Origin of the sequence: Salinibacillus xinjiangensis (assembly GCF_009649735.1) — a bacterium.
Taxonomy (GTDB): Bacteria; Bacillota; Bacilli; order Bacillales; family Alkalibacillaceae; genus Salinibacillus; species Salinibacillus xinjiangensis.
The window spans coordinates 459,024-483,414 of record NZ_WJNH01000002.1 but is presented as its reverse complement, the minus strand read 5'-3'; the positions used below and the strand labels follow the sequence as shown (position 1 = coordinate 483,414).

25 protein-coding genes and 3 pseudogenes are annotated in these 24,391 nt (G+C 39.1%); 22 read left to right on the top strand and 6 right to left on the bottom strand.

What is annotated here, in order from left to right; translation table 11 throughout:
* Positions 1 to 35 precede the first annotated feature (35 nt).
* Positions 36 to 353 (top strand): annotated as a pseudogene (locus tag GH754_RS20080) (nitric oxide dioxygenase); the annotation flags it as partial.
* Positions 354 to 752: 399 nt separating this feature from the next.
* Here the strand turns inward: GH754_RS20080 and GH754_RS19930 are convergent.
* Together GH754_RS19930 and GH754_RS19925 are read right to left on the bottom strand one after the other, a co-directional pair.
* A complete protein-coding gene (locus GH754_RS19930) occupies positions 753 to 1,154 on the bottom strand; it encodes a hypothetical protein (protein WP_323741860.1) in 402 nt (133 codons plus the stop codon).
* A 48-nt stretch (positions 1,155 to 1,202) separates the two neighbouring features.
* Positions 1,203 to 1,538 (bottom strand): annotated as a pseudogene (locus GH754_RS19925) (nuclease-related domain-containing protein); the annotation flags it as partial.
* Between the two features lie 426 nt (positions 1,539 to 1,964).
* Here GH754_RS19925 and GH754_RS05165 point away from each other — a divergent pair.
* From GH754_RS05165 to GH754_RS05155, 3 genes are read left to right on the top strand one after another with little or no spacing between them, the layout of a single operon-like run.
* A complete protein-coding gene (locus GH754_RS05165; RefSeq protein ID WP_407690656.1) occupies positions 1,965 to 2,285 on the top strand; it encodes a group-specific protein in 321 nt (106 codons plus the stop codon).
* Between the two features lie 10 nt (positions 2,286 to 2,295).
* A complete protein-coding gene (locus GH754_RS05160; RefSeq protein ID WP_153727730.1) occupies positions 2,296 to 2,811 on the top strand; it encodes an RNA polymerase sigma factor in 516 nt (171 codons plus the stop codon).
* Positions 2,792 to 3,037 (top strand): hypothetical protein, encoded by a 246-nt coding sequence (locus GH754_RS05155; protein ID WP_153727642.1) that lies wholly within the window; start codon positions 2,792 to 2,794, stop codon positions 3,035 to 3,037. Before GH754_RS05160 ends, GH754_RS05155 begins: the two co-directional genes overlap by 20 nt.
* A 172-nt stretch (positions 3,038 to 3,209) precedes the next feature.
* Here GH754_RS05155 and GH754_RS19575 read toward each other — a convergent pair.
* Positions 3,210 to 3,290: pseudogene (locus GH754_RS19575) on the bottom strand (YjcZ family sporulation protein); the annotation flags it as partial.
* A gap of 243 nt (positions 3,291 to 3,533) precedes the next feature.
* On the opposite strand from GH754_RS19575, the gene GH754_RS05145 reads away from it, so the two are divergent.
* From GH754_RS05145 to GH754_RS05130, 4 genes are all read left to right on the top strand, one after another.
* Positions 3,534 to 3,845 carry a DUF4212 domain-containing protein gene (locus GH754_RS05145; protein ID WP_153727640.1) on the top strand — a complete coding sequence of 104 codons (312 nt, stop codon included), beginning with the start codon at positions 3,534 to 3,536 and terminating at the stop codon, positions 3,843 to 3,845.
* Positions 3,842 to 5,527, top strand: a complete 1,686-nt coding sequence (locus GH754_RS05140; protein ID WP_153727639.1) for a sodium:solute symporter family protein — start codon at positions 3,842 to 3,844, stop codon at positions 5,525 to 5,527. Before GH754_RS05145 ends, GH754_RS05140 begins: the two co-directional genes overlap by 4 nt.
* A gap of 95 nt (positions 5,528 to 5,622) precedes the next feature.
* Positions 5,623 to 6,045 carry a hypothetical protein gene (locus GH754_RS05135; RefSeq protein WP_153727638.1) on the top strand — a complete coding sequence of 141 codons (423 nt, stop codon included), beginning with the start codon at positions 5,623 to 5,625 and terminating at the stop codon, positions 6,043 to 6,045.
* 38 nt (positions 6,046 to 6,083) lie between these two features.
* Positions 6,084 to 7,676 carry a long-chain-fatty-acid--CoA ligase gene (locus GH754_RS05130; RefSeq protein ID WP_153727637.1) on the top strand — a complete coding sequence of 531 codons (1,593 nt, stop codon included), beginning with the start codon at positions 6,084 to 6,086 and terminating at the stop codon, positions 7,674 to 7,676.
* 49 nt (positions 7,677 to 7,725) lie between these two features.
* Here GH754_RS05130 and GH754_RS05125 read toward each other — a convergent pair whose 3' ends face one another.
* The 3 genes from GH754_RS05125 to GH754_RS05115 form a co-directional block, all read right to left on the bottom strand.
* Entirely contained in the window at positions 7,726 to 8,427 is a 702-nt protein-coding gene (locus GH754_RS05125; RefSeq protein WP_153727636.1) for an NAD-dependent protein deacylase, read from the bottom strand.
* Between the two features lie 363 nt (positions 8,428 to 8,790).
* Entirely contained in the window at positions 8,791 to 9,480 is a 690-nt protein-coding gene (locus GH754_RS05120) for a Dph6-related ATP pyrophosphatase (RefSeq protein ID WP_153727635.1), read from the bottom strand.
* 135 nt (positions 9,481 to 9,615) lie between these two features.
* Positions 9,616 to 9,909 (bottom strand): hypothetical protein, encoded by a 294-nt coding sequence (locus GH754_RS05115; protein ID WP_153727634.1) that lies wholly within the window; start codon positions 9,907 to 9,909, stop codon positions 9,616 to 9,618.
* Positions 9,910 to 10,189: 280 nt separating this feature from the next.
* On the opposite strand from GH754_RS05115, the gene GH754_RS05110 reads away from it, so the two are divergent.
* The 14 genes from GH754_RS05110 to GH754_RS05045 all read left to right on the top strand — a co-directional run bounded on the left by GH754_RS05110 (position 10,190) and on the right by GH754_RS05045 (position 24,379).
* The gene (locus tag GH754_RS05110) at positions 10,190 to 11,620 is read left to right on the top strand and encodes an ATPase domain-containing protein (RefSeq protein ID WP_153727633.1); all 1,431 of its coding nucleotides are present in this window, start codon (positions 10,190 to 10,192) and stop codon (positions 11,618 to 11,620) included.
* Between the two features lie 12 nt (positions 11,621 to 11,632).
* The gene (locus GH754_RS05105; protein ID WP_228550132.1) at positions 11,633 to 11,872 is read left to right on the top strand and encodes a hypothetical protein; all 240 of its coding nucleotides are present in this window, start codon (positions 11,633 to 11,635) and stop codon (positions 11,870 to 11,872) included.
* Positions 11,872 to 14,010, top strand: a complete 2,139-nt coding sequence (locus tag GH754_RS05100) for a LuxR C-terminal-related transcriptional regulator (protein WP_153727632.1) — start codon at positions 11,872 to 11,874, stop codon at positions 14,008 to 14,010. Before GH754_RS05105 ends, GH754_RS05100 begins: the two co-directional genes overlap by 1 nt.
* 170 nt (positions 14,011 to 14,180) lie before the next feature.
* On the top strand, positions 14,181 to 14,981 hold the full coding sequence (locus GH754_RS05095) for a putative bifunctional diguanylate cyclase/phosphodiesterase (protein ID WP_153727631.1): 801 nt from the start codon (positions 14,181 to 14,183) through the stop codon (positions 14,979 to 14,981).
* A 16-nt stretch (positions 14,982 to 14,997) separates the two neighbouring features.
* Positions 14,998 to 15,249: a hypothetical protein gene (locus GH754_RS05090; protein ID WP_153727630.1), complete on the top strand. Its 252-nt coding sequence runs from the start codon at positions 14,998 to 15,000 to the stop codon at positions 15,247 to 15,249.
* A gap of 47 nt (positions 15,250 to 15,296) precedes the next feature.
* Positions 15,297 to 15,467, top strand: coding sequence for an aspartyl-phosphate phosphatase Spo0E family protein (locus GH754_RS05085; protein WP_153727629.1), 171 nt, complete (start codon positions 15,297 to 15,299; stop codon positions 15,465 to 15,467).
* A 38-nt stretch (positions 15,468 to 15,505) separates the two neighbouring features.
* Positions 15,506 to 17,476 (top strand): flagellar assembly protein A, encoded by a 1,971-nt coding sequence (locus tag GH754_RS05080; protein ID WP_153727628.1) that lies wholly within the window; start codon positions 15,506 to 15,508, stop codon positions 17,474 to 17,476.
* Positions 17,477 to 17,519: 43 nt separating this feature from the next.
* Positions 17,520 to 19,235, top strand: a complete 1,716-nt coding sequence (locus GH754_RS05075) for a sensor domain-containing protein (protein ID WP_153727627.1) — start codon at positions 17,520 to 17,522, stop codon at positions 19,233 to 19,235.
* Between the two features lie 81 nt (positions 19,236 to 19,316).
* Entirely contained in the window at positions 19,317 to 19,793 is a 477-nt protein-coding gene (locus GH754_RS19920; RefSeq protein ID WP_153727626.1) for a DUF1189 family protein, read from the top strand.
* Positions 19,794 to 19,886: 93 nt separating this feature from the next.
* Complete coding sequence (locus tag GH754_RS05065; RefSeq protein ID WP_153727625.1) at positions 19,887 to 20,123, top strand: indolepyruvate ferredoxin oxidoreductase subunit alpha; 237 nt, start codon at positions 19,887 to 19,889, stop codon at positions 20,121 to 20,123.
* A gap of 119 nt (positions 20,124 to 20,242) precedes the next feature.
* The gene (locus GH754_RS05060) at positions 20,243 to 21,304 is read left to right on the top strand and encodes a C45 family autoproteolytic acyltransferase/hydolase (protein WP_153727624.1); all 1,062 of its coding nucleotides are present in this window, start codon (positions 20,243 to 20,245) and stop codon (positions 21,302 to 21,304) included.
* A gap of 790 nt (positions 21,305 to 22,094) precedes the next feature.
* Positions 22,095 to 22,208, top strand: a complete 114-nt coding sequence (locus GH754_RS05055; RefSeq protein WP_228550131.1) for a putative holin-like toxin — start codon at positions 22,095 to 22,097, stop codon at positions 22,206 to 22,208.
* Positions 22,209 to 22,769: 561 nt separating this feature from the next.
* The gene (locus GH754_RS05050; protein ID WP_153727623.1) at positions 22,770 to 23,024 is read left to right on the top strand and encodes a hypothetical protein; all 255 of its coding nucleotides are present in this window, start codon (positions 22,770 to 22,772) and stop codon (positions 23,022 to 23,024) included.
* Positions 23,024 to 24,379 carry a tripartite tricarboxylate transporter permease gene (locus GH754_RS05045; RefSeq protein WP_153727727.1) on the top strand — a complete coding sequence of 452 codons (1,356 nt, stop codon included), beginning with the start codon at positions 23,024 to 23,026 and terminating at the stop codon, positions 24,377 to 24,379. Before GH754_RS05050 ends, GH754_RS05045 begins: the two co-directional genes overlap by 1 nt.
* The last annotated feature ends 12 nt before the right edge of the window (positions 24,380 to 24,391 follow it).

The window sequence follows — 24,391 nt, the reverse complement described above, 5'->3', positions numbered from 1 at the left end:
GGAGTTACAGCAATTCAGCCTATCGTGAGGTATACTTTATTCATGCCGCACGTTCTGGAAAATTCCATGCCTTAAAAGAACAAGCTGAGGAAATCAACGAACAAAACAATCAAGTCCATAAATTCTTCGTTTATGAAAACCCTGAGCCTGAGGATGAAGGTGTTTATGATCATAAGGGCTATATAACGGAAGAATGGCTATCATCGATTTTACGTACAAACGATGCAGCTTTTTTCTTCTGTGGTCCAAAAGGCATTATGCATGCTATATATCAAAGCTTAAATCACCAAGGAGTTAAAGAAACAGATATTCACTTTGAAATCTTTGGTCCAATGACTGATATTAAAAATTAAACTTCAAGGGATCTAGATGTATGAAGGACAAAACGGAACCGAGGAGTCACCGAAACGTCCTTCATCAGGAGTATGAAGGACAAAACGGAGTCGGTGAGTCACCGAAACGTCTTTCATCAGGAGTATGAAGGACAAAACGGAGTCGGTGAGCCACCGAAACGTCCTTCATTAGGTGAATGAAGGACAAAACGGAGTCGGTGAGCCATGCAAACGTCCTTCATCAGGAGTATGAAGGACAAAACGGATCCGATGAGTCACCGAAACGTCCTTCATCAGGAGTATGAAGGACAAAACGGAGTCGGTGAGCCACGCAAAAGTACTTCACCAGCTGTATGAAGGACAAAACAGAATCCAGTGAGTCACCGAAACGTCTCAAAAAAAAGTCATAGTCACTACATTTTATTCGTAGTAAGCCCACTGATGGACTCCTACAATCTTAAAGTTGCTTGTCAAAATTCTTCTAATCCTCTTTTTCGATTGCACCACTTGACACCAATCATGAATGATCTTGGTAGTAATCTTTTCATTGGGGAATAGCAGCTTAAATTCTTTAACACTTCTAATTACAGCGCTTGTAGCCGGTTCTTCATACCCACAATCGTGACAAACACATTTTGTTTTCTCATCAGATACTGAAAACAAATGGCATTTTGAGCAAGAAATCCTTTTACGAAGTTGATCATATTCATAGGCTGGTATCTGTTTGAATGGGAAAGTGTTATTATGAGCTAGCAATAATTGGTTAGCTAATTTTTTGTGTTTTTCCGTTAATTTTGAAGTAACACCATTTAAACTTTTCATGTATTGTTTAACTTGAGTTGGAAAAATAATTGGCTTGTCGAGAGGCGCTTAGTATAAGGTGAATTCAGGATTAATAAAAACAACGGAAGCTTCAATTTGGAGCTTGTATCCGAGGTGGAGGAGTAACTGGCGTAGTAAGGATACACTTCTACTCAATTGGTGAAGTGGGTTAATGACTTTTAATCTGGGTTTCTTGAATAACTTATCAGATTCGTAATAATAATCGCCTTCAAAGTTTTTCACTTCGTAAAAGCAGATCTTTCAGGGTGTTATAATAAGGGAATCAATTTGGAAGGTAGTACTTTTAACTTCTAGTAACAAATCATTTAAAATTAAGCATTCACACTGTAGCTTTTCTGTTAAGCTATCAAAAATAAGCTCTCCTTCATAGCCCTTTTTTAGATTGAAATAGTGATGCTTGTCCTAGCTAATTAAATTCATTCGCTTATTTAATATTTCTTGAATTACTAATTCATTCGACTTAGTGCGCGGTTTAAAAAGCATAGTCCACATCCTTTTTAATTACAGAATATAAGTCTATTATATAAAAAATATCAACTGATGTAATGAAATAATTGTATCATTAGATTGAGTTTTCAAATAATATTGAAATGTATAATCACTTCATAGTATTATATATAAATACATTATTTAACAAAATGAGCGTCTTCTCAAAATTTTTTCTGTTTCCATTGAACCTTTTCATGCTCCCATTTGTATAGTTAGTAAATAAGACAGATGGGAGATGTTACCGTGGGTATAGGATGGATTGTTTCATTAATTGTAGCTGGGGTAATAGGGATATTGATTATGGCCATTACCATTCCGCTTGATCGCAAATATGTAGTTCGGGAAAATGGAAAAATTAATTACAAGAAAACGACGATTTATTTAAGATGGAATGTATTTGACACGCTGACCTTAATCCTAGCCATTTATACGATTATCTGCGTTCAAGTCTTAAATGTTTTTGTCACGAATGGTCACACCGTAGAAAATCCATATGTGCAATTTTTTACTAACCAATCACAGGCATGGACTATTGTTACGATTGCCTATTTAATAAGTCGGTTATCCATGACATTAAAAGCGATTAAAGTACGGTGGGGCGATGAAATTGATGGAGCGTGAGGATGAATGGATGCTCGCCTTTCAGAAAGGGGAGGAGGGGGCACTTGACCGTGTCTACCTCCTCATGAAGCCATCCATATACACTTTTATTTATCGTTATACAAGGGATGAGCAGTTAAGCATTGATATTGTTCAAGATACCTTTGAGAAATTACAAAATTACAAACAAGATTTTGACCCACAGAAGGGAAAGCTGAAGTCCTATCTTTTTCAGATGGCATACCGCATCATGATCACCAAATTAAATCGACGAAAAAAGTGGCGTTCGCTTCTTCCATTCTTAGCACCACTTGAGAAAGAGGATTATCATCATGAAGATCGTATGACGATTCGGGACGCCATTACCAAGCTTCCAGATAAGCATCGTGCAGTTATTCTCTTATTCTATTATCATGATATGAGCCAGGAAGAAATAGGGGAGATATTAAATATTCCGAGTGGGACGGTAAAATCTAGACTACATCATGCCATTAAACGACTTAAAGAAGAATTGGGGGTAGACTATTATGAATCAAGATCCCTTTGAAAAGGATCCTCTATTAAAGCAAAAACTAGATGAATATCATGTCGAGGTTCCTGATTTTCCTGATAAGCCAAGTCCGTGGGAACGTTTCATACGGTTGTTGGGTTCACCAGCCAAGGATCCACTTGAGAATATGGTTACAACAACGAATGGCTTTCTGCTGTTAAAGGTCATTCCATTAACAGCAACAATCATAATTGGTCTTATACAGGCATTGCTGTTCTTATAATATGTATAGAAGGGTAGGGATAAGCTCCCTACCCTTTTCGTGTTTGTGGAGGTCTATAAGGATACCCTTAGTAAAAACTTCCTATCAATAGTGGATATCCTCGGATGGCGACTTACCACCACCCACCACCATATCCTCCTCCATATCCGCCGCCGTAGCCACCACCGTAGCCACTAGCGCCGATTATAATCAAGAGGATAAATAAAACAACTAACAACGCAAATCCGGAGCTGTATCCTCCTCCATCACTCATGTCAAATGCACCTCCTTAAAAGGACTACAGTATCTTACTCTAGCGACTGAAAAAATGTGTAGATTGTTAACCTAATTTCCACTTTTATTTTGAACGTATGCCAAAATATTACTGAAATTCCTTACAATTTTTTGAATATTCCAAACGAGTCATCAATACGTATAAAAAGAAGGGGGTGGACAGAGATGAACTAGTTCTAAAGTGGGTGTACGTTGATTTGAAAAATTGAATAAGGAGGGATATATGTTGAGTAATGAACAATTAAGTGAAAAGCAACGAGAATATTGGAAAAGAAATATTCGTTTGATTGTCACGTTACTTATCATTTGGGCTTCCGTATCATTGCTTGCTGGAATCATTTTAGCCAAGCCGTTCAGTAATATTATGTTCTTTGAAGTACCTTTGTCATTCTGGTTTGCCCAGCAAGGTTCGATCATTGTGTTCATTTTCCTCATTTTTACTTATGCTATCAAAATGGATCGACTTGATCGAGAATTTGGTGTAGAAGAAGTCATATTAACAGAAGAAAAGGATTCAAAGGGGGATGAGTCATGACAGTAGAAGCGATTACTCTTACCCTCGTTGTCATTACGTTTGGTATTTACATTTATATCGGTTGGTGGGCTAAGGTAAAAGACACGAGTAATTTCTTCGTAGCTGGAAAAGAAATTCCCGCTGTTGCCAATGGTGCGGCAATCGCAGCAGACTGGATGTCAGCTGCATCGTTTATTTCGATGGCCGGTCTCATTTCCTTTTTAGGTTATGATGGAACGATTTATTTAATGGGATGGACTGGTGGATATGTACTTCTGGCGTTATTACTAGCCCCATATTTGCGTAAATTTGGTCGCTATACGGTACCGGATTTTATTGGGGATCGTTATTATTCAAATGGAACGAGAGCAGTAGCAGCCATTGCGACTATTTTTATTTCCCTAACCTATGTTGCTGGACAAATGCGCGGGGTCGGTATTGTCTTCAGTCGCTACTTACAGGTAGATATCACAATGGGTGTTGTTATTGGGATGGCCATTGTAGCTTTCTTCGCTGTTTTAGGTGGAATGAAGGGGATTACCTGGACCCAAGTTATACAGTACTTTGTATTAATTATTGCCATCATCATTCCTGCAGCCGCTATATCCTTAAAATTAACCGGTATACCAATTCCTCAAGCAGGACTTACTTTCTCCGATATTGCTCAACGACTGAGTCAGCTGCAAGTTGATCTCGGCATGACCGAATATTTAGCACCGTTTCAAAATATGTCTGGTCTGAATGTATTTGCTGTAACACTTGCCTTAATGCTAGGTACTGCTGGGCTTCCACACGTTATTGTTCGTTTTTATACGGTAAAAGATGTTCGTTCAGCTCGTTGGTCAGCTGGCTGGGCATTAATCTTTATTGCATTACTCTATACCGTTGCACCTGCTATCGGTGTGTTCGCCAAATACAATCTGATCAATACCTTTAATGACCAACCGATTGAACAGGTTCGGGAAATCAGTTGGGTTGAAAAATGGGAAGAAACAGGGCTGTTAGGCTTAGATGATAAAAACGGCGATGGTATTTTGAACTTTGCTGAGGATACATCACCACAGAATGAAGTTACCATCGACCCAGACATCATTGTGTTATCGACGCCAGAGGTAGCTCAGCTTTCCCCATTTATCATTGCGCTGGTGGCAGCTGGTGGGTTGGCTGCAGCCTTATCGACAGCGTCAGGCTTGCTACTTGCCATGTCGAGTGCGGTTTCCCACGATTTATATTATCGAATATTTAAACCAGGCGCCAATGAACAACAACGACTTAAAGTGGGTCGTATTATGATTTTCCTTGCTGTGCTGGTAGCGGGGTATTTCGGAATCCATCCACCTGGCTTTGTTGGAGAGGTGGTAGCCTTTGCATTCGGTATTGCTGCAGCTAGCTTGTTCCCAGCGATTCTTCTCGGTATTTTTGATAAACGAATGAATCGTGAAGGGGCAACCTGGGGGATTCTCGTAGGATTGATTTTTACAGTTTCTATGATTCTACTCATGCGTTCAGTTGAGATATTTGGTACGGAATCACAAATTATTGAGAGCTTCTTAGGCATTAATGCACAAGGCATTGGTGTTGTCGGGGCCATCCTTAACTTTGTCATTTCGTTTATCATTTCGAGAAGTACCCAAGCACCACCAGAGGAAATTTCACAAATGGTTGAAGATGTTCGTGTTCCAAAAGTCACGAAAAAAGAATAACTTGAATCCTTCTCCTCTCATATCCAATTGAGGGGAGAGGGGCATAAAAAATTTTCGACATCATCGCAAAAGTTATAGTAAGGGAGAGAGTTTTCATGAATTTAGTTCTTATTCTACTTATTTTACTTAGTGCTTTGTATATCTTTCATCCCCATTTAAATGTAATTGTGATGAAAAAGGTTTTAGGGATCACACTGTTTGTGGAAGTGTTTTATTTGATTGGTCATTACATGTCTGGATGGCCATTTCCCACTCCAGAGGTAATCTTACAAATCATTGTGGTGGTCGGATCAGGTGTGGCCATTGGCGTTATTTTTTCACGAATCTGGCCCTTACCTGAAAAAAAGGGTTTTGAACGTATTGCCCGTACGTTTTTAATTGTAATACCTGCCCTTGGACTTGGAATTGGTTTTCAATTACTCCTACAAGGACAATATGCTACTCAAGCGCTTTATCTCATCTTCGCATTATCGACTTGGCTTGGCTCAGGCCACTTTATTCGAAAAACGGTAGCATAGATAGGTGTAAATTCTTTACAAGAAAGGAGTTGTTAGATTTGTTTGCTTCTCTAACTCCATTAGATTGGAAACGTCGTGCAGTCAAATATTATCCAGATAAGGTTGCAATCATAGATGGTGATAAGCAATTTACCTATCAAGAGTTCGCAAAAAGAGCGGATCAGTTATCGGCTGCCCTTCAAAAGGAAGGGATTGGTAAGGGAGATCATGTAGCGGTGATGCTTCCGAATACACATTATATGTTGGAATGCTTCTATGGGATTACACAGCTTGGAGCAGCGATGGTACCACTTAATTATCGTCTATCGGCTGAGGATTTAGAATATATTATCAATCATAGTGATGCGAAAATGTTAATTGTTGACGAAGAATTTACCGGACCGATTGAGGAAGTGGCGGAAAACCTTACCCTAAAGCAAAATATTGTTGTATCAGTGGAAGGACAATCAACCACTCTTGAAGGGATGGACTATGAAGAATTTTTCGGGAAGATTCCATCAGATGTAGATCCTCCTGATGTTGAAATAGATGAAAACCAGTTACTTACGCTCAATTATACTAGTGGAACGACATCAAAACCTAAAGGAGTCATGCTCAACCACCGTGCGAATTATTTAAATGCAGCTAATTTCATGTATCACCTCGGTGTTCAGCATGATGATGTCTATCTTCATACCCTGCCAATGTTTCATGCCAACGGATGGGGTGGCGTCTGGGCCATCACAGCAGCAGGAGCCACTCATGTTTGCTTACGAAAGGTAGACCCACCTGTAATTTTAGATCTTTTTGAAAAGAAAAATATCTCCTTATTATGTGGGGCACCTACAGTGATTAATATGCTAGTAAATGATCCAAAGGCAAAGGAAACAAAGATTCAAACCAATCCAAGAATGGCGACTGCTGGTGCACCACCTGCAGCAGCACTCATTCACAAGGCACAGGAAATCCTTGGGTTAAATATGATCCATGTTTACGGTTTAACCGAAACCTCACCATTTATTCTTTATTGTGAGTGGAAAAAAGAATTTGACTCTATATCCGCAGATGAGCAGGCGACGATTAAAGCTAGACAAGGTATTGAACTAGCTTTTAATGGAGAAACAAAGGTGGTTCGTCAAAATGGAGAGGAAGTAAGGTGGGATGGGAAAGAGCTAGGAGAAATTATTACTCGCGGGAATGTCGTCATGGATGGTTATTATAAAAATCCTGAAAAAACGGCTGAAGCTATTCGGGATGGGTGGTTCCACACGGGTGACTTAGCTGTGACATATCCAGATGGATATGTCGAAATTCGAGATAGGGCAAAGGATATGATCATTTCTGGTGGTGAGAATATTTCTTCCACAGAGGTAGAAGGGGTTTTATATAAACATCCAGCTGTCATGGAGGCTGCTGTAATTGCCATCCCTAATGATACGTGGGGTGAGGTACCAAAGGCAATTATCGTTTTACAGCCAAATGCTAACGTTTCAGAATCAGAAATTATTGAGTATTGCCGGTCGAACATGGCCCATTTTAAGGCCCCAAAAGCCGTAGAATTTGTGGATGCCTTACCCAAAACAGCTACTGGTAAACTACAAAAATTTCGCTTGCGGGAAATGCATTGGATGGGTCCAAAACGAGTGAATTAATGGACAATAGAAAGGGTTTCTATTTAATTGATAGAAACCCATATTCTTTTTATTTAAGTTCTGCTAAAAGTTCCCCTACAGGTTGATTGTGGATGACCAAATCGGCAAATCTGTCAAATTCTGTTTCATCCCGATTGACGATGACCAACCTTGCCCCAATTTCCTTTGCAATCAATGGAAATTGATTGGCCGGAGTAACCGATAAAGAAGAGCCAAGTACAATAAATAATTCAGCCTTTTCCGACTCCTCATAGGCTAGCTGAAAAGCATCCTGCGGCAGGGACTCACCAAATAAAACCACAGACGGACGTAAAATCCCACCACACTCACATTCATATTCTTCATGAACATATTGCTCACTACTGTAAACCTTTCCGCAGGTTTGGCAATGCAGCTTTTGCAAAGTACCGTGGAGCTCTGCCACACGCTTCGAGCCAGCCTCCTGATGAAACCCATCGACATTTTGAGTGATGATAGACTGGACCAAACCTTGCTGCTCCCATTCCGCCAGAATGTAATGTCCCTGATGTGGCTTGTATTCCTTCACCCCAAGCACTCGTTCGCGATAAAAATCAATGAATTCCTGTACATTATCATTTAAAGCCTCAGTGCTTGCTATTTTACTGGGATCCTTTTTCTTCCAAACTCCACTAGATGATCGGAAGTCAGGTAAGCCACTTTCTGTTGACATGCCTGCTCCGGTGAAAACAACCGTATAATTTGATTGCTGGAGCCAGTTTTTTAATTGCATCTTTCCACCTCATTCTAAGCGTGATTTTGATTTGAGTTTATCTTAATATAGTTTGAGGGTGTAGGCAATTCTGTGGGTTGGGGGGTGGTGCTGTGTGATGCGGGTCGCGGGCGCGGCGGTGGCGCGGCGCAAGTGCTGAAGTTTTATGGTTATATGCTAAAAAGTACTGGGCAAATTGCTGAAGGTTGCTCTGAGTGCTAAAGTTACGGTTGAGTTTGCTGAAGAATCACTGTGGCCTGCTAAAGTTCATTTCACATTTGCTAGACCTAACGAACAAAATGCTGAACACACCCAAGTCACACCATGCCAAGCAACCGAAAAAGCATCAAAAAAAGCTCCATCCACAAATGGAGCTTTCCTCATTCATTCCGGTCGTAAATCAACATAATAAAACCGGTCTTCCCCCGTAAATAGATCCTTTCTAACCGTTCGTTCATCAGAAACGGAAAAATGGATAGGCTTTTGAAACAATGGTCCATCAAACACAAACGTATGAAACTCACCGTTTTCTCCACAAGGATCCACATCATTAGGAAGATCTTTAATGAATTGATCATCTATGACTCTACCGACAAATGCAGGGTCTAACTGCTTGCTATCGACACAAGTAGAGACAGTTTTATAACCAAGGTTCAAAAATTCATCCATTAAATCATCCGTTTTTTCACCCCAAATAGGAAAGATGGGTTTAATAGGTGTACGGCTCAGCATGTTCTCACGATATTCTTTGACATCCTTTAAATGAATGTCGCCAAACATCATATGTGTGACTCCATCATCAACCAGCTTTTGAATAGCGTCGCCCATGATAGACTCATAGATTTCGTTTGTGCAGGTGGAAGGAATGGTGATTTTCCGTAACGGTATTTGCATGGCTTGAGCTTGTTGTTCTAGAAGTGATTCTCTTACTCCATGCATGCTTGTCCGTTGATAGTTCTCAGTAACGGTTGTAAATAGACAATCAACTTTCCGGTCATGGGATTGGATTATGCGGTGTAATGCGAGTGTGGAGTCTTTTCCTCCGCTGAATGAAACAGCAATTCTTTTTTCCATTGTTTTCACCTCTAGTTGTATCTTAAGGCTTATGGAAAAAGAAGACAATAAAGAGGGAGGAAATTTTGAGGAAATGTGAGGTTGTTTTGAGGTAACGATTGATTGCCCAGTTTACCTCCTCTTTACATAAAGAGATTAAATCAAATTCTGTTTTTGCAAAAACTCAACAATTAGATCCTTGTTCGATATAAGTACTTGACCATTCTGGTTTGGAACGACCTTGTTTCCATTACATTCAGGACAAATTTCTTCAGAGATTTCTTCACCAAATTTATCTCGGGCAATGGCCATGGCCTGTTCATAGGTCGGGTATCGTAATTCTAGATCCTCTAATATCTCTTGGAAGTAATTGGAGAAGTTCTCAACGTAACCCTTTCCCTCACATTTTTTACACGGTTCTTCCAGTTCATTGAATAAAATTCTTTTCAAATAAACTCACTCCTTCCGAATAATTGCCTATTTAATATTTATGAAATGAAAATAAAACTAATCACTTGTTGTGGATGGTTGTACAAGCTCAGAAACAGATGTATGTTAGAAGAAAAAAGAAGCAATAAAGAGTCTGAATATTGGAATTATATTGTAACAAAAATACATAATTTTGGCAATGGGAGGCATGAAACCTGAATTTTTAAAAGATATACTTTCTTCCATTTCTAGTATATAATCTAGTTAACTATGATTTTGCACATGAGTTAGGAGGCCCACTATGAACAACAATGTTGTGAATACAGGTGTTAATGGGTTAGACCGGGTTTTATATGGTGGCATACCTAGAGGGAATACAGTTATAGTAGAGGGTTTTCCGGGAACTGGGAAAACACTCTTAGGAATGCAGTTTTTATATCAGGGGGCTGTTCAGCATGACGAGCCTGGTATTTATATCACATTTGAAGAGTTCCCTGATCAAATATATAAGGATATGAAAGCATTTGGATGGGATATTCGTAAGCTTGAAGAGGAAAATAAACTTCGCGTCATTACATTATCTCCTGAGGTTCTTATGGATCAAATGATGAAACCAGATGGTCTGTTTGAGCACCTTATCCATGAAATCGGATGCAAACGAATTGTGGTCGACAGCATTAGTTTATTTCAATATTCCTACGCATCGATTGAGGAACAGAGAAAGGTGATTTACTCATTCCGGAATACCTTACGTAAGTATCAATTAACTTCAATTCTACTAAAGGAAATGACATCTGTGGAAGAGGAAAACGTTTCTTTCATTAATTATCTAGTGGATGGTGTCATTACCCTTACCTTAAAGCCTTACTCCAAAAACTACCGAAAGCGAACCTTGGAAGTGACCAAAATGCGCGGAAGTAGAATACAAGAGGGCGAACACCTATATCGAATTACAGATGAAGGAATTTACCTCATTCCTGCCCTTTCGATGGTGGAGGATGAAGTGATTACAGCACCTGTAGACACTGTCCCAACTGCTATACCAGCGATGGATCGAATCCTTGGTGGAGGGATTCATGATGGAGCTACCTTTACCATTGATACAAACAGCAAATCCAATTACAGGTATATTGTAACTGCTATTAAGTCGGGGCGAATTAAAGCAGGTCAAAAACTATTAATTTTCCTTTCTAGCCTAACCACTATTTCAGAACTAGAATCGAACTTCAAAAAATATGACTTGGATTTAGCCCAAATTGTAAAAGAAGGCAACATTACCTTCGTTGAGCATTATCGCCGTAATGTACCTAAAGAATACAAAGACGCAATCATCAATGTATCTGATTTAGATAATGAGCAATATCGACGTGTCATGAATGAACAGATTTTCTCAATGATCGAGCAGGGCGTTGCAAACGGTGAAAAATGGTTTGTTTATTATGATTTAAATACGATTGCCTCACAAAGGGGTAGCGAATTTGTGAAGCTGTATTTCGGGGTTGAAGTAGCCAAAATTAGTTCGTTAGGTGTGAGCACGCTAGTCTTTACCAACTTTAAAGAGTTAGGTGAGGAAACGTCTGGTTTTGTGGAGCGATCTAGTAATGGTGTGATACGTACTTGGGTAGACGGAAATTATCAGTTTTTACAAATTACTAAAACGCCGAATGGTACTATTTCCGAACCACTGCTTGTTGAAAAAATTGATGAAAAGCCGTTCATTCGGTTAGTTTAGGAGGAATGAAACATGAATGGTCCTCAAGCGATGTTACCCTTACAGTTAGAATGTACATTATATTTTGAAAACAACCCATACGCGTATGAAACTGTGGACGGCCTTTCTGTTCGATTAGGAAGGAAGGCTGAAGATTTAGAAAAAATACTGGAGCATCTTGTGTCCTTAAATATTGTTGAAGTAATCGGAAAAGGGGCTACCGCCATTTATCACTATAATCAGCCAGAGCTGGTTCATGGGGTTGAGGTTTAATGGAAAAGAAGGAAAAAAACCTTCAGACTTTACAAGATGCTTTTTCCAACTTCCTAGGGATTCAGATTGTGATATCGAATGAACAGGGAGAGGAAGTTACTAGACGTTCCGGAGATTCTAGGTTTGTAGATTTCCTGTTGGATCAAAAAGATCTAGTTGAAGAGCGAAAACGGATTATTGGGCAGTTTCATAATATTTCAAGTCCGATTATTTATGATTTTCAACCTGGAATCAAAACCTTTGTCGCACCTATTGCGGTTAATACCAGTCAAAAATATTATCTTTGGACAAGCTTCGTCATTGACGAGGGTACTAGAAAGTTTATCCATCAAGTTTTTGAGCAAAATGATCCATCCAAAGACTTAAAATCGGTTATTGATGAAGTTCCTGAGGTAACGGATGAGGAAAAAAATCAAATGCTTGAGCGGATTGGCTCACTTTGCCAGATGATTGCGAAGCATTTTGAAGCTGATACAAATGATTCTATTCATTCCTCTTCTTTGATACAAGAAACGCTTAAAGATGTAGCAACCAAGCATTTATCAATGACGACCCTTTTAAGACGGGTAAAAGAGAAAGGGAAACTAGGTTTTATTGGCGTAGCAGAACGAACGAAAACCGATTATTTTTCAATTCAGTTCTTTTGTGGACCTGATGAAGTTTCGATTGAAAATAAGAAGTTTTCAACGGGTGAAGGATTCTTAGGAGAAGTTGTAGCTTTAGGTAAAGGGAAGCTTTGGAAGGATGTATCTAAAGACCCTAGAGTTGCTTTTTTTATGGCGAATGGTCTTAAGCCAGTTAGTATCGTTGCTTATCCATTAATTCATGATGATCATACAATTGGAGTTCTATTCGCTGGTAGCTTTGAGCGGGAAATCAAACAGAATGAATTTCAAAGCTTTGGTGAGTGGCTTGCTCAACTTGTAACTATACACTTACAAAAGCAGCATTTAGAAGGGAAATTAAATCAATATGATTTGCAGATTTCTACCTTCAACGATATTTTACAGTTGATGACGACGATGAAGGATGTAAAGCGTGTTTTATTTGTACTTGTTGATATCAGTATTAATCTAACGAATACTCCTTTTTCCTTTGTCATCCTTAAGCCTAACCATGGTAAGAGCCAAGCAACAGTAATCTCTAGGGGATTACATGGAGATGAGATTCAACAAATGGGTTCGGAGCTTGCTCAAAGGTATTTTCATTCTGATGGGCAATCCAAACAATTAAGCCCAACCCTTATTAAGCCTTCACATCGAGAAGATCAGGCATTCATCATTCCGATTCATTATCAGGATGAGGTCTTAGGGTGCTTAGCTATTGGTGCTGAAGGGTTTGAAAAATGGGATGAGATTAGCCATTTCTTATCCAATTTAGCCATGGCTACAGGAGTGATTATTTCCAAAAATACCGAGGAGGCTGATAAAACGGATAAAGTGATTCAATCACTTTATTTAAGTATTTCTCAGCATCAACCGGTTGAATTTGCTTCTATTCAAGAGGAACAGCAATTGCTCAAGGATTTCCTCATCTGGAAGGGCTATTCTTACAATGAACTACAGCCGGTTATAGATGCCGCTAAGTTAAAGAGCATTGAGGAAACAATCCTACATGAGGTTCTCACTAGGCATCCTACATTAGGATTTATTCACGAATTTAAACGACTTCAAAGTTTAGAGGCTAATCCGGAGCTAGATGATGCAAAGTTCCGTGAAGAGAGTCAGTTCTTATATCTCGTTTGGTCCTACATAAAGTCAAATCGAGATGTAAAGAAGCTAGATTCCATACGTGCAGTTCAAAATCAATGGAAATCTGAATTTAAAATGTATGTTTCGAAACAGGATGCCCTAGAAGTGACGATTGAGCTTTCTAGCTCGTCACAGGAAGGAAGAAAAAATTTAATCGATTCGATTCCAAAGGATATTTCAATTTCGAAGCGGGAAAAGGAAGTCCTAAATCTAGTGATTCAAGGATATAGTAATAAAGAGATTGCTTCCGAGTTATTTATAAGTGACCATACCGTGAAAAACCATGTAACAAATATCTTCCATAAACTTAATGTAACCGACCGTGCACAAGCGATTGCGAAAGTCTACCAACATAGCGCAACAAACAGAGAAACACTTGTTAAATAGGTAAAGAACCTATCCTTCATTTAAAAGGATAGGTTCTTTTTTTGCCTATAGGAATCTACTCCTATTATCCAAAAATAGCAAAACATAAGAACGATGGGTGATAGGAAAGACAACCAATATCAGGCAAAATAAACTCATCAAATCAAACAACGGACGGAAGTGGTGAGTTTATGTATTTATATCGTATGGGCGAGGATCAAAAGCTAATCAATGATTTACGCAGTGCCATGAAGGCTGAGGAATTGTATTTAGTCTATCAACCTATTCTTAATAGTAACGAAGAAATGGTGGCTATTGAAGCGCTTCTACGATGGAAACATCCTAGGTATCATTTTATATCACCTGAACAGATTATAAAGATGGCTGAAGAAAATGATCTGATCTTTGAGCTAGGGAAATGGATTTTACAGGAAGCATGCCATTTTACCAAGACCATTCAAGAAGACTATCCAACGATGAGCTTACATATTAACATTTCACCAGCGCAATTAACAGATGGTCAGTTTATTTCCACTATTAAAAAAGTACTTACAGAGACAAAATTGCATCCGAGTTGTCTACAAATCGAAATCACTGAGAACCTAAATGTATTTGATATAGAAGATAGCATTAAGAAGCTCCACCAATTGAAGGATTTAGGTCTGAGTATTGCTGTAGATGATTTTGGGACTGGATATTCTTCCTTACAATATCTCCATCAATTACCGGTTGATCGCCTGAAAATAGATAAATCATTTGTGATGAATTTAAATCCAGAAGATGGAAAAGCCAAAGCGATTCTTTCAACCATCATATCACTAGCTGGGACGTTAAACATGGATGTAGTGGCTGAGGGAGTAGAAACAGAACTTCAGTATACCTTTTTAAAAGAAAAGGGATGCCATTTGTTTCAAGGTTACTACTTTTATAAACCGTTACAGACAAACCAGATAAGACAAATAATTGAAAATGAACAAATAGCTACACATTAGTAAAGGAGAGGACTAGATGATATACCCATTACAATTGGAGGATTATGAGGAGGCTTTAGCCCTCATTCATACTCTAGTAAATATTCATCGACTTAACACCTTAGACAGAAATTCAAGATGGGTAAGCGTGTTTTATGCCGATACAAGACAGGATCCATTCATGAAAAAATTAACGAGATATGTATTGCTATATCCTATCTATTCCAATGGACAAATGTATTGTAAATATAAGCGTCCTACGATTTCAGTCATTCAACTCAAAAAATAGGAACGGTTTCCTATTAAATCATTCTACTAGGAAGGTGGAATAGGACCATGAAAATATCAGACCTTACACAATGGAAAATAAAGAAGTGTATAGAGGATAAACGGAAGGAACTCTATTCCTTATATAAAACCGATCATTTAACAGGAGAAAAAATTGTTGCCATCAGCCAAGAACTTGACCGACTCCTAAACATTTATTCAAAGGTACAAAAATATTAATTGATGTCTCATTCTAGGGGGAAGAATTATGCCAAGTAATGTTTTTAAAGGGAAAAATAAGGGATGAAGCAATCCATTTGGGTTTGAAATCTTTACAGGTTCCACGAAGTGAAGTGAAAATTGAGGTTTTGCAGGAAGAATCGAATGGATTTGTGGGGTTAGGAAGAAGGCAAGCAGTTGTGAAATTAAAAAGAAAGCCTACAAAAAGTAACTCTACAATCCTTCCCTTAGGACAGCAGGACTCCACGGACCCGAACTTAAATGGCAAGGCATGGGTAAAAAACAATCAAATTTTTGTTCGAGATTCTAACTCTCATTATTCAACGGTTTCCATTGGGACTGGTATACAGTTAATGAAAAATCAGCAGGTGGTAAAAGATAACAGTACAATTATTTCGGAAAAGGACCAGCTACAGGTTAAAATAGAGGAGAATAGTTTAGAGCAAGAAACCAATTGGAAAATTACCCTTGATCAAGATAAAGTGGAAGCTGTCTTAGAAGTTGAACCAGGCTATTTAATGAAACGTAAAGTGAAAGACGTAGAGCCTGCTGAGCATATTTCCCTCACCCTAGAAGAGACACAGGAAGTTCATAACACCCTAACATATGAACAAGTAGTAGGAAAATTAAAGGATCTACATGTCACATATGGAATTGTTCACGGAGAAATTATTAATGCTTTACAAACGACCACAAAGGGTAAATACGTAATCGCTAAAGGTAAACAAGTAGAGCAGGGCAATCATGGCTGGCTAGAAATAAAGGTAGATATAGATACAAGAAATGGCTTAGTAGAGGATGAATCGGGAAGAGTGGATTTTAGAGAAACGACCTTTATTCCTACAGTTGAAAAAGGGAGAATCATCGCTCACGTCCATCCTCCAACTACTGAAAAACCAGGTATTACAGTCACGAATGAGCCAATCGCGCCTAAGCGTACATTTCCTATCCAATTGCTGTTAGGACGTGGAGTAGTAGAAGTGGACGGTAAATTAGTCGCCACAGAGTCGGGGCGGCCTTCGATAGAGCAAAGAGGACAGCGGATAAAAGCGGAGATCATACCAAAAATTATTCATCACGGAAATGTCGATTTAACCTCTGGAAATATTCGCTTTAACGGTGATGTGGAAATTGTAGGGGCCGTCAATGACCATATGTACGTCGAGGCTGGCGGCGATATTTATGTTCACAAATCCATTAAACAAGCAACAGTTAATACCTCTCACTCAATCGTAGCTAGAGGGAATGTAGTGGGAGCTAAATTAGCTGCTGGCAAAAATAATATCTTTATAGCCGAATTAGGTCATTTACTAGGAATTTTACAAGAACAATTAGAAAAAATGGTAAACATGATTAAGCAAATCAATGAGGGAAGCTACACACAGGATTTATCCATATATGGGCTACAGCCGATCATTAGCCTTTTATTGGAGAAGAAGTTTAAAAGTTTCCTACCATTAGCTAGAAAATATCAAGCAGTTGTGGCAAAGGGTGAAAAATACCTAGGTCATGAAAATTGGTCTTTCATATCTGTTTCTCTAAATCAAATATTTCTTTCTCTATCTAACCAGGTCGTAACGATGGAAAAACTGACAGCGTTAGCAGATAAAATGAACCAATTACATCAACTGTCACAATTACCAATGGAGCCTCATTCCTACATTACGATCTCAGATGTATCGAACAGCGTCCTTTACTGCAGTGGGGATATTCATATTATTGGACATGGCAGTGTTCAAACGAAAATCCATGCTGGAGGAGAGCTAAAGGTGGCAGGAATGGTTCGTGGGGGAGAGGTTTACGGTCGTCTCGGGGTCAACGTCAATGAAGTGGGATCTGAAAGTGGGGCGAAAACCGTCATTTCAGTTCCCCATGATCAAAAAATAATCATCGGGGAAGCGTGGGAAGGTACGGTCTTGAAAATAGGCAATGTGCAACATACCTTAAAGTCAAATCAGTTTCAAATTAAAGCACATCTAAATGAAAACGACCGACTGGTACTTCACTAACAGTAGTGTAAAAGATAAACATTAATAATTGGGGAGTCTTGAGATGTTTGAAAAACTTAGGAATATTAAACATTTAGATTTAATTTTTAATAGTATTTCGGATATGGTGTTTTTAATTTCGGTTGAGGATGATGGTTCCTTTCGTTATGTGACAGTGAACCAAAAGGCAATTGAACTTCTTCACTATCCAACAAATTATAGTGGTAAAAAAGTAGAAGACTTAATGCCGTCTTCATCAGCTAAAACCATTGTAGAAAAATACCAAGAAGCGATTGAAACAAAAGACAGTTTAATCTATGAGAGTAGGCTTGCTTTTCCTGAAGATACGGACAAAAAATTTTGGGTTGAATCTAAGGTAACTCCCATCTTTGATGATGAGGGGAACTGTGAGCATATTATTGCTGTGACTAGTGATATTACAGAGAGGAAGCAAAGAGAAAAGGAGCTAAGACGAACGAAGGAGGAGCTTGAACAACTTTTTCATCACGTTGCCGATGCCGTCTTTTCCTTTGATGAAAACGGAGATTACTTAACGGTAAATCCTAGTTTCATTAACATGTTTGGATGGACGATGGAAGAATTGCAATCAGACCCAAACGCAAGCATACTTACTCCAAAAGAACAGGAAGAATTCGAATCCATTTTAAGGCGATTAAAACAGGGAGAAGTCATCGAAGCTCACCAATCAGAGCATAAGACAAAGCAGAGGAAAACTATCCGTGTGTTATCCTCCTACGCACCGATTATGGAAGATGGCGAGATGAAGGGTGGAATTGCCGTTTATAAGGATGTAGCAAACATAGAAAAGCTTCGAGACCAATTGACAGAGGCCGAAAATCGTTATCGTCTCATTGTCGAAAATTCTAATGACCTTATTAGGATCATCGATAAAAATGGGAAGATTGAGTATGCTTCACCTTCACATAAACAAATTCTCGATATTGAACCAAGCTTCTTTCTCGGCAAATCCTTTCTTTCTTTTGTTCACTTAGAGGATATGGCTGCAGTTGAAAACTTTTTCACACAAATTATGGAGTCAAAGGAAGCACGCGAAATTGATTATCGTCGATTAAACAAAAATGGTGAATTTATTTGGGTCCATGCAAAGGCTGGACCTGTCGTAAACGCTAAGGGAGAAGTTGAACAAGTTGTTATCGTATCCCGTGATATTACCGAGCGTAAAGAAAAAGAACAAGAGTTGGCGACGATGGCTTTATTTGATGAACTAACAGGTCTACCTAACCGAACCTTTTTTGAACAACAGGTTGAAATTGCTATGAATCTATCCAATCGTAAAGGGAATATAACCGGATTATTTATTTTAGATTGTGATGACTTTAAGAGTCTGAATGACATGTATGGCCATGATGTTGGGGATGAGGTTTTAAAGGAGTTTGCTGAGCGGATCAGGGGCTGTGTACGGAATACGGATACAGTGTCGAGGATGGGTGGAGATGAATTCCAGATTGTGTTACCTGAGCTTGAGGAGAAAGGCGATGCGAGAAGCATTGCTCAGCGTATACTAAATAAAATGGATGAACCCATGACCATAGGTGACCGTAAGCTTTCAATTACAACTAGTATTGGGATATCCTATTATTCATCAACGGATAAAACGAGAGATGCCCTTATGAAGGAGGCAGACCAAGCGTTATACGAATCCAAAAAGAAAGGGAAAAACGCTTATTCCGAGTATACCGAAATGAACGCTTTTCCTACACCAAAGCAAGGTCTTAAGCGACTTTTTCAACGGAAATAACAAATTGAGGTGCCTGTTCAGTGACAGGCACCTTATTTATAGGTAAAATAGAGTTGATCGCCTTGTTGGGAGGGGCCAGAAGTGGAATTTTTCGTTTCTTTAAAAAATAGCTTTTTGTTACCTAAGAAAGAAGCATTATTTCGACTAAATCGAGTGAGTATGCGTAATACGATTACGTATATCGTCATTCTATTGTTTCTGTTATTTTTACCTGATGTCATTCAGTCAGTGATTCATTTTGAGGGAAACACCGATATCCCGCGAAGCATGTATATCCTGCAATTAGTGGTTATGTATCCATTTTTGATCATTTTTTTGTCTGTAGCCGGAATTTCGCTTTTAGCGTTGGGTTCCTATCTTCTCAAAATGATATTCAATCGAAAGCTTATTTATCAGCAGCTTTGGAAAATGACAACGTTTGCACTGACCATACCATTAATTCTATATACACTTTTAAAGCACAATGTGGGTACGAATGGGCTTGTGAACGTAATTCCTATCATCATCCTTTATGTGTTAATTGGGAAAATGATTACCGTTTTTCCAAAAAGAAAATAGGCATCATAGTTGATATGAGTCAAGTTCAGTGATATTTTTAAACGGTATGGATACGTCAAGATTAGATAACTTCATAGATAGGGAGTGAATGGAATGGCTTTTGTGATAACAGCACCATGTAAGGACGAAAAGGCTGGGGAATGTGTGGACGTTTGCCCGGTTGACTGTATAGAAGAAGGTAAAGATCAATTCTATATCGATCCTGATATTTGTATTGACTGTGGAGCCTGCGAAGCGGTATGCCCAGTGGATGCCATCTATCACGAGGACGACATGCTTGATGAAGATATCCCATATCTCCAGAAGGCAAAAGAATTTTTTGAGAGATAAAGAGATACATAAGATGCCTGTCTACCATTTGTGGTGGGCGGGCTTTTTTAATCTTTCTTTTCACAATTAATTCAGTTAACATTATAAATACCATTATTTCAGCAAAAGAGGGATCAATCATGAAATCAGTACATAGTGATATCTTGCAGTTCCGTGGTACTCATTATGATTTTGGCTATAAGCAAGGAGAAGAGTTGAAAAACTCATTGATTCTAAAAAACCGAGAACGACAATGGAAGGTGAGAAAGCCTCGTTTCTTTATTAACGTACAAGAAACCAAAGAGGTCATAACCAAATTTGCCCCTGGCATTTGGGATGAGCTTGAGGGACTAAGGGATGCACTAGATTGGCCGGTGGACCGGGTATTAAAAGAGTTTGGTGGATATCGGGTCAAATATGTCAAATCAGGCTGTTCGATTGTGACCGGGGACAATTATTTTATTCGAAACTATGATTATCATCCGAAAACCTATGAAGGACGTTATGTTTTATATCAACCAACAGATCGAGGCTATGCCATCATGGGCCCCTCTCAACGGATCACGGGAAGGTCAGATGGAATGAACGAGAAGGGGCTTGTCCTTGGCTACAATTTTATGCACCGAAAAAAGCCTGGTGATGGGTTTATTTGTTGTATGATTGGCCGAATCATTTTAGAGACCTGTGCCAATGTTGAGGAAGCCGTTGAGATGCTGAAGGAGATTCCCCATCGCCATTCCTTTAGCTATATCGTATATGACCAAAGCGGTGAAACCTATGTTGTCGAGGCATCACCACGTGGTGTGGAAGTAAGACAGTCCAATGTTTGCACCAATCATTTTGAAATCATGAAAAAAGAAAACCGCAATCATCTTGTTGATTCCTATCGCAGAATGGAAAATATACAAAAGCATCAAGCTATGTTTTCAGAGGCTTATGATGCTTTTCGTTTCATGAATGATTCGGATAAAGGTGTATTTTCTAATGATTACAAAAGCTGGGCAGGTACCATTCATACCTCAGCCTACTTTCCGCAAGAAATGAAGGGTTGGTTTGTGCTGGGAGGAGATCAAGAACCAGTCGAGTTTGATTTTGCGGCATGGCTGGATGGCAAAAATATTGAGCAAGACCGAATTAAAGGTGAGATTGATACTGATATTCCGTTTGTACATATGGATGAGAATGCGGTTTGGTTTCGATAATCACATGATAGGGCTATACCTAATTCATTTAGGTATAGCCCAATTTTTATGTTTCTATTGATGCATGTCAAAGAACTTTCTCCCATCTCCCCTTAAAATCAAGATAGAAAAAGAAAAGGATAGATCAAATATGAAAGACAGTGAAAATTCAATTAGAAGAATTAACTCGTCCGTCATGCATTAAAAAAATAGAAGGAGCCTTAAGCAAGCAGTCAGCTGTTCAGGAGGCAAAGGTACTCTTTAATTCTAGTAAACTTTGATGAATCTGCGGTAACTGCAGAGGATTTAGGAGAAATCGTCGAAAAATTAGGCTATCCTGTTTTATCGAGCAAGATTAGATAGAGAAATCGGCAGCTGTTACATTTTTATTTCTATTTGGAGCTTATTTAAAGGCACGCACATTAGAAAAAACTCGCTCTATCTTAAAAACATTAATGGATGGCGCTAATGAAAGCGGTTCAGCATTTCCCGTTCTCACTTCAGCATAACCCTTCTATATTTCAGCAGGTTCATTCCATTCTTTAGCGAGTGGGAGCCTAACTTCAGCATTTATTCAAAACTTCATCATAATTTTATAATCTTTAGCAGAATCACCATAAACTTCAGCATCCTCGACACAATCTTCAGCATCCACGCCACGGCCCCCCACGCCAAATTCTCGCGACATATCATCAACGCCCGACCATGCTGCACAAACGAACATTTGTTCTTGTCCAACCTTTTATGGTATAATAAAATAAGGATAACGTTCTTTTAGGGTGGGTCGGCTCAACCCCGATGAAAGGGGGTGATGCCTCTGAGCATATTTGAGACGCTTATGGTGTTGTTCGCATTTGGCACCTTTCTTATCGGATTGCTCACGTTGATTGTGACGTTAATCAAACACGATCGACATGAAAAATAGACCCCCCTATTAGCCCGACAAAGTTATTAGGGTGAGGTCTATTCACTATGAGTAGCCGAACCCCCCTGGGGGAACCGCTTATCCTATAGACCACAGTGCTCGCTGTGGTCTTTTTCATATTATTCTAATTCTATGTATATTATACCATAAGAATTCGAACTGATACAAAAAATAGGTAAAAAAGTATCATTTGTTTGAAGTTGATCCTATGGAGTAATAAACTGGCATTATCATTTAAAGACTGATGGACAAGCCAACTAGGTAATGGACTCATTTTGTCCTTGAGCAGCTGTGTGAACGACGTTTTAATAGGATTTCAGACATGAGATGGCCTTGATAGGCTTTATGACCGACACTTGGCTTGGATTTCCGGCTGCTACTGTCTTTCATCCACTATTTAAAACCCTCCACAACTCTAAAACAACTCGCATACAAACCCATTCACTTTCGCAACCTAAAGGTAATGATACATTTTTGATTTGTATCAACGAATTTTCAGAGAGGTTCGTTTATGATGAAGGTGAGAAGTAGACTGCTCCTATTGGTAAGGAGGTTAATACCATGAATCATCCGCAAAATAATCGAGAAGAAAACCGAAATGTCGAGGTATGGGAGGACCTAGTATACATTAAGGAATTAGTACTCTCCATTGTGATCTGTAGTGTCACAACACTAGGTGGATATTTTATCGCTCCTGATGAATCCTCACAGCCGTTATTTTATGGACTTACAGGCGCTCTTCTTGGCTTTATAATCGCAAGCATTTTAATCAAACCAAAACGAATCTTTAATGAAGTTGAGGGCGAAGATGTATGATGGACCCAATGTTAGTTTTACAAATGGTGCTCGCTGCCGTGATTGCGGCGACCTTATATACAATCATCGGCGTGGCTCCGGGTACGGATGAAACGGCAGTACTGGCCCCGGTGACATTAGTCCTTGTACTAGCCGGTTTTGAACCAATTGTTATTTTAACCTTTTTCATTTCTGCTATTATCGCAAAAAAGCTTACCGATTCCATACCTGTCGCGATTGCAGGTATTCCTGGTGGGGTTATGTCGGCGCCAATGGTTGAGCATGCTTTAGTTCTCAAAAAGCATGGAATGCCTGATCTTAGTATTCGAAAAATGGCATCTGGTTCCGTCATTGGAACGCTTATAGGAGTGCCGGTGAGCTTATTATTAGCGAATGCACTTGCCCCACTTGCTGATGAAATCAAAGCATTTGCAGATCCTATTTTTTTCATTGGAGCTATCTTTTTGGCGCTCATGTCGAAAAATAGATGGATTGCCTTGGTTTCTATTATCCCTTTGGCCTTATTAATTCAAGGGTTACGCCATCTCTATTGGGGCGTTGGGATCGTGCCTGAGGATACCAATGTTTTTATCTCATTTTTCTTAGGAATTACGATTGGACCTGTTATATTAACATTATTTGAATTGTTAAATCATGATAAAAGGGTAAGCTTGCCAAGGTATGGTAAAAAAGAAATTTTCCTAAAAAAGTCAGCACAGCAAAAAGGCTTTCCTAACCCATTTAAAATTTTAACGAAAATGGAAGTGGGGATTAGTTCGCTGACATCGTTTGTAGGTACGATTACTTTTTTCTTAAGTCCAGTGGGGATGACGATTTTATTAGGAGAAACGGTTTCAAGTGGGGTTAAAGATCCAGTGAAAAGGGCATCCCGTGCTATTTCTTCCATGGATGCGTTAACCAATGCTGCTTATATTGGGGGAACATTAATTCCACTTATAGCCCTTGGAATTCCCCTATCTCCAACCGCCATAGGTCCGGCTAACGCCCTGTTCAATGCGCCGCCTGTCTATTCATTAGAGCATAATCTTCACCATATATTATCGACTGCAGATTTTGTGTGGGCAACCTTGATCGGAGCTGCTGTGGCCCTATTGATTACTTATTTTGTTACGGTGAAATATGCGTTGCCGATTTGTAAATTTGTTTTCAGGAAAGTGCCCCATGAGGCAATGCTTGGTTTGCTTTTTGCTCTTGTTTTAATGTTAGCCTATATGGATGCAGGCTGGTTAAACATTGGTGGTGTGCTGTTAATTGGACTCGTTGCAGGCTTTTTACATCGTTTAGGTGTACACTACGGGGTTCAATTTATGACGTTATATGCTGCACCATGGATTGTAAATAATTTATTTTTGTGAAAAAGTGAGGGA